Origin of the sequence: Niabella agricola (genome assembly GCF_021538615.1) — a bacterium.
GTDB classification, from domain to species: domain Bacteria; phylum Bacteroidota; class Bacteroidia; order Chitinophagales; family Chitinophagaceae; genus Niabella; species Niabella agricola.
In genome coordinates this window covers 628,552-640,420 of record NZ_JAJHIZ010000003.1, presented here as the reverse complement: position 1 = coordinate 640,420, position 11,869 = coordinate 628,552, and the positions used below count along the sequence as shown (strand labels likewise).

7 protein-coding genes are annotated in these 11,869 nt (G+C 46.6%); all 7 read left to right on the top strand.

All coding sequences use genetic code 11. The features are described 5' to 3' along the window. Window positions 1-5: 5 nt before the first annotated feature. The 7 genes from LL912_RS08125 to LL912_RS08095 all read left to right on the top strand — a co-directional run bounded on the left by LL912_RS08125 (window position 6) and on the right by LL912_RS08095 (window position 11,821). Entirely contained in the window at window positions 6-1,697 is a 1,692-nt protein-coding gene (locus LL912_RS08125) for a RagB/SusD family nutrient uptake outer membrane protein (RefSeq protein ID WP_235553083.1), read from the top strand. Beyond that, entirely contained in the window at window positions 1,634-1,855 is a 222-nt protein-coding gene (locus LL912_RS08120) for a RagB/SusD family nutrient uptake outer membrane protein (RefSeq protein ID WP_235553082.1), read from the top strand. Before LL912_RS08125 ends, LL912_RS08120 begins: the two co-directional genes overlap by 64 nt. A gap of 29 nt (window positions 1,856-1,884) precedes the next feature. Then, the gene (locus LL912_RS08115) at window positions 1,885-2,967 is read left to right on the top strand and encodes a DUF5017 domain-containing protein (protein WP_235553081.1); all 1,083 of its coding nucleotides are present in this window, start codon (window positions 1,885-1,887) and stop codon (window positions 2,965-2,967) included. A gap of 837 nt (window positions 2,968-3,804) precedes the next feature. Next, complete coding sequence (locus tag LL912_RS08110) at window positions 3,805-7,017, top strand: SusC/RagA family TonB-linked outer membrane protein (RefSeq protein WP_235553080.1); 3,213 nt, start codon at window positions 3,805-3,807, stop codon at window positions 7,015-7,017. Window positions 7,018-7,045: 28 nt separating this feature from the next. Next, window positions 7,046-9,040 carry a RagB/SusD family nutrient uptake outer membrane protein gene (locus tag LL912_RS08105; protein WP_235553079.1) on the top strand — a complete coding sequence of 665 codons (1,995 nt, stop codon included), beginning with the start codon at window positions 7,046-7,048 and terminating at the stop codon, window positions 9,038-9,040. A 33-nt stretch (window positions 9,041-9,073) separates the two neighbouring features. Continuing rightward, a complete protein-coding gene (locus tag LL912_RS08100) occupies window positions 9,074-10,378 on the top strand; it encodes a DUF5126 domain-containing protein (protein WP_235553078.1) in 1,305 nt (434 codons plus the stop codon). A gap of 33 nt (window positions 10,379-10,411) precedes the next feature. Next, a complete protein-coding gene (locus LL912_RS08095) occupies window positions 10,412-11,821 on the top strand; it encodes a DUF4998 domain-containing protein (RefSeq protein WP_235553077.1) in 1,410 nt (469 codons plus the stop codon). The last annotated feature ends 48 nt before the right edge of the window (window positions 11,822-11,869 follow it).

Here is an 11,869-nt window from a genome sequence, read left to right as displayed (position 1 = left end):
CAACAATGAACCGAAAATATTATTTACCGATTTTGTGTTTCGCTGTTATTGGTCTGGGAAGCTGCAAGAAATTTTTACAACCCAAACCCACAGATTTTCTGGGCACGGACACCTATTACAAAACCGAACAACAACTGAACTTTGCATTGGCGGGGGTATACAATACGGTGGGCAATGGCGGTTTCTGGGGCAGTTATGCAAATTATCTGCTGGATTGGGAGGCCGATATTGCGTATATGAACCGGCTTACATTAAACGGTCCCTTTAACTTCAATTACTCGGCATCGGATCCGTATATGACAGGGCTTTGGACTACATTGTGGGATGGGATTAACCGGGCGAACGTACTGCTTGAAAATATAGATAAAAACCCGGCAATTCCGCTGGCTGCAAGAGATCGCGTAAAAGGAGAGGCACTGTTTTTAAGAGGCTATTACTATTTTACACTGGTGCAATACTGGGGCGGGGTGCCGATCAAGCTAACGTCTACCAAATCTCCGTCTGAAGTATCGGTGGCCAGGGCTCCGGCAAAGGAAGTATACGCGCAGGTACTTGCGGATATAACGGCGGCAGAGCCATTGGTGCGAAACATCCGGAGCCTGGGTTTTTCCGGTGCCGTTAACAAGTCGGCCGTCCGGGGAATGCTGGCAAGGGTTTGCCTTACGATGGCCGGAGAACCATTAAAAGATGTAACGAAGTATCAGGATGCAAAAATGTGGGCAAAAAAGGTGATGGATGATGCCGAGGCCGGCCATGGCCTGAACCCCGGCTATCCCAATATTTTTATAACATTAGCGCAGGATAAGTACGATATTAAAGAAAATTTGTGGGAGGCGGAATTTTATGGAAATAATGCAGATCCTGCCACTATGGCCTTTTCTGAATGGACCAATATCGGTTATATCAACGGACCGCAGTCCGCAGCCGGTTCTGCTACCGGTAACGGCGTCGCTTATATGAATATTACTGCAAAATTTTATAATGCTTTTGAAGAAGGTGATCTGAGGAAATGGTGGAGCATCGCCCATTTTACCTATGTGAATTCCCAGGTGAACGGAGAAAAATTGATGAGCCCGTTGCCTGCAACAGAAAGAGATAAATGGTATATGTTCCCTGCAAAATGGCGACGCGAATACGAGGCCATCCCAAGAGGGAGTTCCGTAGTATCCGCTACTAACATGCCGATTATAAGATATTCGGATATCCTCCTGATGTTCGCTGAGGCGGAAAACGAAATCAACGGGGGGCCTACGGCGGATGCCATAGCGGCTGTGAACCTTGTGCGCAGACGGGCCTGGTCTACCGGAGTAAAATCCATTGCCGTTACCAATGGAGGAAGCGGCTATACCAGCGCGCCCACGGTAACCATTGCTGCGGGCAACGGGAGCAGCGCCGAGGCAACGGCCCTGGTTCAGGGAGGAGTAGTGGTAGCCGTGAATTTAACCAGAGATCCAACGGGTGTCCGGTTCTTCAAAGAAGGCAGTTACACCAGTGCGCCGCAGGTTTCCATCTCGGGGGCGGTGGCTCTGGAGCGGCGGCAGTGGCCACTATTTACAAGGCCGCAGATGGGGAAGTGCCTGCTTCCGCACGTGCTTCTAAAGCAGCATTTCTCTCTTTTATCCAGGATGAGCGCATGCGGGAATTCAATATGGAAGGTTGCCGGAAGGCAGACCTGCTTCGCTGGGGAATCTTCCTGAAAATAAACCAGGATATGGGGAATCAGGCGCAGCAGGATGTGCCCGGCGCGGGCTTCGTGCTTTCTTTTACGCGGGCTTCTGCCCGGGACGTGCTGATGCCTATACCGGAGAAGGAGATGATCAATAATTTAAAAATGACTCAAAACCCGGGTTGGTAATGCATGCCTGGTTTCAAAAAATAATCGTTATGAAAATAAAAAATTGGATCGCAATGGCAGGAATCGTTCTGGTATCCTGCCAGAAAGAGCTGGCCGAAGTAGCGGTGCCCGACTTTGATGTAACCACAACCGAGTTGACGGTTAAGGCCGGAACGCCTGCTGTTTTTAAGTTTTCGGGAGCAGCGGCGATGGTTTCATTTTACCCCGGTGAAATTTACAAGGACTATCAGTATAAAGATGGCCGGATCGTAGACGTAGCTGGTAAAGGGCTTACGCTAAGTTTTTCAAACGGTGTGGCCGCAGGCAATCCGGCAGGAACACAGGCCAATCAGTTTTCCATTTTGCTTTCCACAGACTTTAGCGGGAACTATGCCGACCTTGCCAGTGTAAAGGCTGCTACCTGGGTAAATATAACAGATAGTTTTGCCCTGGCAAACTCAGCTGCAATGGTGGCTACCCGCACGGTCGATCTTTCTAGGTATGTAGTGGCCGGCAAGCCGGTTTACTTTGCACTGCGTTATATCAACCGGCCCCAGGTGGCCAATGGTTATGCGCGGCAATGGATCATTGAAAACTTTTTACTGAAAAGTATTGGTGCTGTAGTAAATGGTACGGTTGTTACCATTGCCGATCAGGCCCTTGCCGGTTTCCGGATCGTGGATGAAAACCCGGTGAATGCAAAAGCACGTTCCACCATTACCAATACGAGAGTAACACTTTACGGACCAATATACAAAAATCCCACGGATCCCATTTATGATCCTAATAACCCGGTGTTTGACCCGAAGAACCCGATCTACGATCCCAAAAGTCCGCAATACAACCCGGGGGCGGTGTTGCCGGTATATGTGCCTTATGACCCCAATAGTCCGTACAATGATCCATACAGTGAGAACTGGGCGGTTTCGGCACCCGTTACCTTAAGTACGGTTGAGCTGGGTAAGGATTGGTCCATTCCGGTTCGGACATCCATTTATGGAGCAATGCCAACAGCGTATAGCTATACATACAATACCCCCGGCCGGTATGAAGCGGTTTTTGTTGCTGCTAACAATACCATTGAAGAAGCGGAGACGGTCGTTAAAAAGATAGCAGTGAATGTAATGCCTTAGTAAAAACAGGACTGATGATCATCTGACAGATACAGAATCTTCATTCGTGTTAACATAAGGAAGTATGATGGTATGATGTAAAGATTGAAAGGTATGTCGCCGTCTTCATGATATACAGGGGAGGCCTGTAATAACAGGACCATAGTTTGTTCCTGTCAATCAGGACCAGTAGTAAAATAGTGGAACACCGTAAGGAGATCGCGACGTCGATGCATGGTTACTTTAGCGGGCAACAACAAATAGCAAGATGACTGTATTTAAACAGTGCTACGAGCGGTGCTGTGCGGCAGGTAATGCAGATGTTGCTGGTGTTTTCTTTATTTATTAAAGCCGGTAACGTACACACCTAAACATTAAACGGCTTGACAGGCTCTTGTATAGATTCTAAGCTACTGATTTTAAACGGCGTACCTCGTTTTTAAAACAGACAGGCCGGGTTTTAAGACCATGACTAGTCGGTTTGTTTGCATAAATTAAAATTTAAATCCGCAAAAAATCCGCAAAAAACTTGTTTTTTACACCTTTTGCTGTTATATTGCGTGTAATACTGGTTGTAAAACCGCTAAAAAACTGCAAAAAATGATAATTGGCAATTGCTTTATGAAGTTTTCCGGATTTTTTATCTCCTCCCGGAAAATGATTCTTCTCATTTTATTGATGGCCGGTTTTTATGAGAACCATAAGTACCCGACCTGAGCATTCTCTTTTGTACTGGTATTTTTTAACCGGCCTTTATGTACTGGGCAAACAAGTCAAGCCCTTAAAGTTGATAAGGACACAATAATCAGAAATAAAATGAAAGAACATAAAAATTACGACAGCTATCAAAATGATCGGATGAGAATTTGTTGTCTGGCTTTTTTGAACGGCCGGACCCTGCTGTGCTTCTTGTTTTTCTTATTGGTACTGAAACCCGGGACGGGATCTGCCCAGGAAGATAAAATCCTTACCGGCCGGGTTGTTGACGAAATAGGAGTAGGGATCATTGGTGCCAGTGTTATTATCAAGGGGACCACAACAGGAACGAACACGGATATGGCGGGTAAATTCTCTTTAAAACTTCCGGCAGACAAGGCGGTGCTGGTAGTGACCTATGTTGGTTATGAAGACAGGGAAGTCCCTGTGGCATTACCAACAAATCAAAATATGGAGATTACCTTAAAGGCGGTTTCTAAAAGCGAAGACGATGTAGTGGTGGTGGCTTATGGAAAACAAAAAAAGGAAAGTGTGGTAAGCGCCATTACTACCGTAAACCCATCCAGTTTAAAAGTTCCCTCCAGCAACCTGACAACGGCTTTTGCGGGAAGACTGGCCGGGGTAATCGCTTATCAGCGTTCGGGCGAGCCGGGGCTGGATAATGCGGAATTTTTTATTCGTGGGATTACTTCCTTTAGTTCTTCAGGTAAGCAGAATCCGCTGATCTTGATCGATGGTATAGAAATGGAACCGAATGACCTGGCCCGGATCAATGTGGACGATATTGCCTCATTTTCCATTATGAAAGATGCCAACGCGGCGGCACTCTATGGTGCCCGCGGAGCCAATGGGGTGATCCTGGTAACGACCAAGGAGGGGAAGGTAGATAAGCTGGCCTTCAACTTCAGGGCAGAGCAGTCCAATTCCTACAACTCAGAACTGGTGAAACTAGCCGATCCGATTACGTATATGAAACTGCGGAATGAGGCGGTAAGGACGCGGGATGCGATGGTAATGCTGCCATATTCTCCAACAAAGATCCGGGAAACGGAACTGGGAACCAATCCCATTTTATATCCTTCTGTAGATTGGTACGACTACCTGATAAAAAACAAAGCGGTGAACCGGCGCGCCAACCTGAATATGACCGGGGGGGGACAAACAGTGCTCTATTACCTGGCGGCCAATTACCAGAAAGACCAGGGAATTATCAAGGAAAGTCCGGAGAACCTGATCAAGAACAATATCAATATTGATCGTTTTCAGCTGCGCTCCAATGTGACCATTAAGTTCACTCCTTTCACAACAGCCATTGTAAGGGCTTATGGGTCGTTTGATGATCTGAGCGGTCCGGCAAGCGGTGGTGCGGCAGTATTCCAGGATGCCCGCAATGCGGTGCCTGTGGAATTCTTGCCCTATTATCCACCCGATTCAGCCAATGCGTTTACAAAGCATATCCTTTTTGGAAATAACCAGGAAAGGAGCTTGAAAAACCCGGCCGCGACTCTGGCAAGCAATTTTATGCAGCAAAAAAAGTCTATGATGTTACTGCAGCTGGAAATGGAACATAAATTCAACGGTGCTTTAAAAGGAGCGACGCTCAAAGGCATATATAATGTAACGCGAAAGGCTTCATACGAACAGTCCAGGGGATATAATCCGTTTTATTATATCCCGGCTACAACCATCGACGGGTCTTATCAGCTGACGCCGCTGAACCCAGATGGGGGAACAGAGTATCTAAGCTATAGTCCAGGTAACAGAACCGTAGGCGCCATTCAATATGGAGAGGTACGTCTGGGGTATAACAAAACGCTCAATGATGTGCATGATATTAATGTTACGCTGGTAGAAACCATCCGGTCTGCCAGCCAGGTTGTGAAGGAACGGCTGAGCGATGGAACGAGAATTACCGACAATCAGCAACTTCAGGCTTCATTGCCCCAGCGCAATATTTCTTCTGCGGGCAGGGTTGCATATGGATATGATTCCCGATATTTCCTGGAGTTTAACTATGGGTATAACGGGAGTGAGCGGTTTGCCCAAAAGAACCGGTGGGGTTTCTTCCCTTCTGTAGGTGCCGGATGGGTGGTAAGCAACGAGACGTTCATGCAGAACGCGAAAGAGGTGATCAGTACATTGAAGATCAGCGGTACCTATGGTAAAGTAGGTAACGATCAGATCGGTGGTACCAGTAGAAAGGATGATGACCTGATCTCAAATGTGGTCGATCGCTTCTTTTACCTGCCACAAGTAGATATGAACGGTGCAGGTTATTGGTTTGGATATAACAGGGCCTATCGTTCGGGGGTTACCATTGGCCGGTATGCCAATGATCTGATCACCTGGGAGATTGCCAAAAAGACCAATTTAAGACTGGAGCTGGGGTTATTCAGAAACTTTACATTGATTACGGATTTTTTTGCCGAGACCCGCGAAAATGTACTACAGGAACGGGCTGATATACCAACCACGATGGGACTACGTGTGATTCCCTGGGCCAATGTAGGCGTAGCACAGGGTAAAGGTTTTGAAACGGAAATAAAATATGACAAGAATTTCCAGAGCGGTTTCTGGTTGCTGGTAAATGGTACGTTTACGTATGCTTCCAGTAAATATAAGAAATATGAAGAGCCCGACTATAGCAATACGCCCTGGAGATCCCGCGTTGGTCTGAAACTTTCCCAGCCAATGGGATTAATTGCAGAACGGTTGTTTATTGATGAGGAAGAAGTGCAGAACTCACCCCGTCAGTTATTTGGGGAGTATGGTGCAGGAGATATTAAATACAAAGACATTAACGGAGACGGTCAGATCGATTTCGATGATATGGTTCCTATCGGTTATCCTACCGTTCCGGAGATCATTTATGGGGGCGGTTTTACGGCGGGATATAAATCCTTTGATCTTTCCCTCTTCTTCCAGGGTTCTGCCCGGTCTTCCTTCTTTATCGATCCGGAAAAGATCACGCCATTTGTGAATCAAGGGCAAAGAGGCGTATTGCAATATATAGCAGACGACTACTGGTCGGAGAATAATCGGAATATCAATGCCTTTTGGCCGCGGCTGTCGGAATACGTGATCCAGAATAACGGCCAGCCCTCTAAAAACGTATATAGTACGCATTGGCTGCGTGACGGTTCGTTTGTTCGCCTGAAGTCAGCTGAGTTTGGTTATACCCTTCCTGACCGGTTATCAAAAAAGGCGCGCGTTGACAAGTTTCGCTTATACCTGAGTGGTACCAATCTTTTGCTGTGGTCTAAATTCAAAATGTGGGATCCGGAGATGGCAGGGAATGGACTGGGGTATCCTGTTCAGCGGGTGATCAACTTTGGATTGAGCGCTACTTTTTAATTTACTGCTAAACTAAAATTATATAAAGATGATACAAGATATTTATAAATCATTTTCAAAATGGGCGGGTATCCTGGGAGTCTTTCTTCTGTTGCTGGGGGCCTGGGGGTGCAACAAATTTCTGGACGTGGTGCCCAATGATACGCCCACGCTGGATCATGCTTTTTCAAATCGTTCAGTAATGGAAAAGTTTCTGAGAACCTGTTATTCCTGGCTGCCCGATCCTACGGATCCTTTCTTTTATCCCACTTATTTTACCAGCAGGGATGAATTTGATCTTCGGGCAGACAGCAGGGCAGCAAACTCTCCCGGAGGTATGATTGCTAGAGGACTTCAGAATACAAATACGCCCTACCAGGACTACTGGTCGGGCAGAAATGGAGGTACGGCGATGTACCAGGCCATACGCGATTGTAATATTTTCCTGGAAAACGCTCATATACCCAGGGACATTACGGAGGATGAACGCACCCGCTGGATATCGGAAGTGAAATTCCTGAAGGCCTACTATCATTTCTTTTTGTTGCAGCTGTATGGTCCCATTGTACTGGTTAAAGAAAATATTCCTGTTTCAGCTCCGCCGGAACAAACCAGGGTGTACCGGGAGCCGGTAGATGAATGCGTGGATTATATTGCCGGATTGATCGACGAAGCGATTTCCGGACTGCCGCCCGTACTGCCAGACCCTGCAACCGAACAGGGAAGAATTTCCCAGGTAATTGCACTGGGCGTAAAAGCAAAGCTACTGGCATGGGCCGCAAGCCCCCTGTTTAACGGAAATCCCGATTATGCGGGCTGGACGGATAACCGGCAGAAGCAATTGGTGTCTACTGCATACGATTCCAAAAAATGGGAACGCGCTGCTACGGCTATCAAGGCGGCCATTGATGCTGCCGAAAGTAATGGCTTCCGGTTATACAAGTTTGATAAATTTTCCGGCGGCGCCCAAACTTTTGCGATGAATGACAGCATGGTGCAATTAATGACCATCCGGAAATCGATCACGGAAAGCCTGGAGCGTAACCCGGGTGTCATATGGGCTACCCAAGAGCAGTTTGCCGATGGTAAAAGCGGGGGGCTGGGTTTGGCCGCGCTTGGCAATATGGTAAAATCACTGTATCCGCAGATGTATGCTCAGGACCAGGCCTTCCTGGTTAACTATTGCTCTGCTTCCTGGCATATGGCGGAATTATTTTATTCCAACAACGGGGTGCCCATAGAGGATGATAAAACATTCGATTATGCCCACCGGTATCAACCACGTCGTGCAACGGCCAGTGATAATCACACCACCTATATTCCAACAGGGGAAATTACAGCATCTATGAATTTCTTCCGGGAACCCCGTTTTTATGCCGACCTGGGTTTTGACCGCGGTTATTTTGAGATCGCATCAACAACAATTGACGGTGGAAAAACATTCGGGGTGTACCTGCGCCACAGAGCGGGCGAAGTAGGTACGTTTTCGGGTTATGCTTCGTATATGCCTAAAAAGATCATTGCCTTTGAAAGCTCCGCCAGTAAGGGCGTTACCGGAAATGCATTTTCGGCATATCCGTATCAATTTCCTTTGCTCCGCCTGGCCGACCTTTACCTGCTGTACAGCGAGGCGCTGAATGAAGTAAAGGGGGCTCCGGATGCTGAAGTGTATGAATGGATCGATAAAGTACGGGCCAATGCGGGACTGAACGGAGTCGTACAATCCTGGCAAACTGCAGCCCTGAATCCCGCGGCTCCCGCTAATAAGAACGAGATGCGGAAGATCATACAGCGGGAACGCCTGATCGAATTGGCATTTGAAGGACAGCGTTTCTGGGATATCCGCCGCTGGAAAACGGCAAGCCAGTACTGGAGCCTGCCACCCACTTCCTGGTCGTTGAATACAACAGATCCGAATTTGTTTTATGTGCCATTTGTATACGGCCCCACCCGTGTGGTTAGTTACAAAGACTACCTGTACCCGATCAAAAAATCAGACCTGCTTGCTAACACGAATTTGGTTCAGACCTATGGATGGCAATAACGGGTAGAGGGAGCGGTTTTTTAATAAATGACAATGAATTTTCTTATGAAGAAATATAGTTTTATAATCGGATTGATCGTTTTGGGTCTTTTATACGCTTGCAGAAAAGAAAAGGAAAAGACCCCCGGTGTATGGAATTCGGCCCCGGTTACGGTTAGCTCCATCACCCCGATCAATGGTGGTGCAATCATCGCTTATGATGTTCCAAAGGAAGATAACCTGCTCTATGTAATGGTAGAGTACGAGCGGAACGGTCAAATATTCACAGAGAAATCTTCGGTGTATAAAAATACGCTTCGGATAGAAGGATTCAATTTGCCCGAGCATACAAAGGTAAAAGCAAAAGTGTATAAAGTAAATAAGCAGGAACAGCGATCCGAATCTACGGAAGTAGAATTTGAGCCGATGGAAGGCTTGGTGAGCCTTGCAAAAAAATCAATACGGTTACAGCCAGGTTTCGGGGGCATCGTTGCCAACTGGGAAAATCAAACCAGTACGGAGCTGGGACTGCGCCTGCTGGCTCCCGGTGAGATCAGGAAGGACCTTGAAACCAAAGAAGTGTATTTTACAACAGTTGCAAATGATAAGCATGCTTTCAGAGGATTTGATCCGGAGCCAACGGATTTTGCACTCACGTTTGAGGATAAATGGGGAAATACGTCTGATACAATACGTTATTCGACAACCCCATTTTATGAAACAGTTATACCAAAACCATATGCAGACTACCGCGCCAACATCCCCTATGACAATACAACTACGTTGAGCGGTAAGCCTTTCAGCTCACTTTGGGATAATGTAGTAAATACGAGCGGACACGGCTGGCTAACGACACAGGGTAGCAGTGGTTTGTCCATCACGTTTGATATGAAACAGGTGGTAAAGCTAAGCCGCATTGTGATTCATGGCTATCATGTAAACAGTCCTTATGGTCAGGTAAATATTCAGCAGTTTGAAGCCTGGGGTACGGATAAAATCGATTTTTCCAAATTGCCCGACCGCCCTTACTGGCTGGATTCACTGAGTGTACGCTGGGGGGCTATTGCGGGTGTGGATCCTACCACTGTGCTGCCGGCAACAAGCTTTAAAAACGACTGGCAATACCTGGGCTGGCATGCCATCCCCCGTTATGATCTGATGGTACCACCCGATCAGCAGGCTATAGCAAATATTTCTGCCAACGGCACGGAGTATGAAATGCCGATTGATGCCAAACCGGTGCGGTATGTCCGGATTTTTGTGCGCCAGGTGGGTAATATGATGCCTCCGCCGTCCAATAATTATTTTTCAATGGGCGAAATTACCTTTTACGGGGACAATACCGTACCGCAAAACTAAGGCAGCCGAAAAAGTAGCATAAAAATCTTAAAAATGAAAAAGCTCAGTATATTATTTTACACAGCACTCGCCCTTCCGCTTTTTTGCATGTTGCTGCTGTCATCATGCGATAAAATGAATGATATTCAAAGCAAATATGAGGATAAGGAAGAGACTGTTTACCTTGGAAAAGTAGATTCAATAAAATCGTACCCGGGATTTGGAAAGACCAAGTTGGTATGGTATATAAGCAGTGACCCTAAAGTAGAACGTACCATTATCTATTGGAACCAGCGCCGCGATTCCGTTGTTAAGCAATTTGTTCGTACAACCGCGGGCGTGCAGAAGGATTCCGTGATACTGGAGCATTTGCCTGAAGGGTCAATGCTGATCGAATTCAGAAATACCAATAACAAAGGGGAGACTTCATTGCTTTCATCTGCAACGGCAACGGTTTGGGGGCCAAGTTTTGCGGATGGGCTGCGGGCCCGGTCATTAACTTCATTTGATTATGATTATAATCAATCCCGGTACAACCTGGCCTTGTCTAAAACAACGCCCGGAGACAGTGTGATCTATTCGGAAATTACATATACCACGAAATCAAACACGATCAATACAGTTGCCATTAACCGGGGTGATACGATTGCTGTACTGCCTGATTTTCCATCTGGCGGAACCTTTCAATTCCGTACTATATTTTTCCTGCCCCAGGGTATCGATACAGTGCGGAACAATTATCAGGCTTTTAGCGCCCCGGAGGCTGTTACGGACCGTGGTACAAAAATCGCATTGAAAGGAAATGTTAATAGTAAATATTTTCGTTTCAATGACGATCTGTGTGAATGGAATACCTCCGGTGATCTGATCGTATATGCAGTGGGAGCGAATGGTGAATTAGCTGAAAAGTCGAAGTACCCGGCACTGGTGTCACGCACGGCTTTCAGGGATTTCTTTTTCTATGATGGCGACCGGTTTATAGGCATTCAAACCAATAACAATGTATATATGTACCAGATCGTAAACGGTATTTTAACAATCGTTAAAACACCGGCAGGGGTGGATAATTTTGGTGCGGGCTTTACTTTCCTGAAGTATGTGCCGGCCAGAGGCTTTTTTTATTCCATTGCTGAAACAACGGGTGAGATGAAATTCTGGTTTGCGCTTCCCAATGCTACCTGGGGCACACCAAACGGAACAGTAGTAGGCACCGGATTTACGTATACTCCTTACGCATTGTTCGACTACCAGACATTGTTGGGAGTGGATGCAACGGGGTATTTATGGACAGTTCCTGTAATGGCTACGGGGTCTATTGGCTCCAAAAGCCGGATGGGCCTGGGATGGAACCGGTTTGCAAAGATCATCTGTGTAGGAACAAAGCTGTATGGTATGGAAGCCAGCGGGGATTTTTATGTGTACAGTAATTTTGACGCAACTGATAAATACTGGATCGTAAATTAAATAGCGGCACAATTACCGTAGAAAGTCGGTATCCTTTTATTTTTAACT

Bases quoted from the DNA above. Each gene is read 5' to 3' on its own strand.
- LL912_RS08125 (WP_235553083.1), top strand. From the start codon at position 6: ATGAACCGAAAATATTATTTACCGATTTTGTGTTTCGCTGTTATTGGT.
- LL912_RS08120 (WP_235553082.1), top strand. From the start codon at position 1,634: ATGCGGGAATTCAATATGGAAGGTTGCCGGAAGGCAGACCTGCTTCGC.
- LL912_RS08115 (WP_235553081.1), top strand. From the start codon at position 1,885: ATGAAAATAAAAAATTGGATCGCAATGGCAGGAATCGTTCTGGTATCC.
- LL912_RS08110 (WP_235553080.1), top strand. From the start codon at position 3,805: ATGAGAATTTGTTGTCTGGCTTTTTTGAACGGCCGGACCCTGCTGTGC.
- LL912_RS08105 (WP_235553079.1), top strand. From the start codon at position 7,046: ATGATACAAGATATTTATAAATCATTTTCAAAATGGGCGGGTATCCTG.
- LL912_RS08100 (WP_235553078.1), top strand. From the start codon at position 9,074: ATGAATTTTCTTATGAAGAAATATAGTTTTATAATCGGATTGATCGTT.
- LL912_RS08095 (WP_235553077.1), top strand. From the start codon at position 10,412: ATGAAAAAGCTCAGTATATTATTTTACACAGCACTCGCCCTTCCGCTT.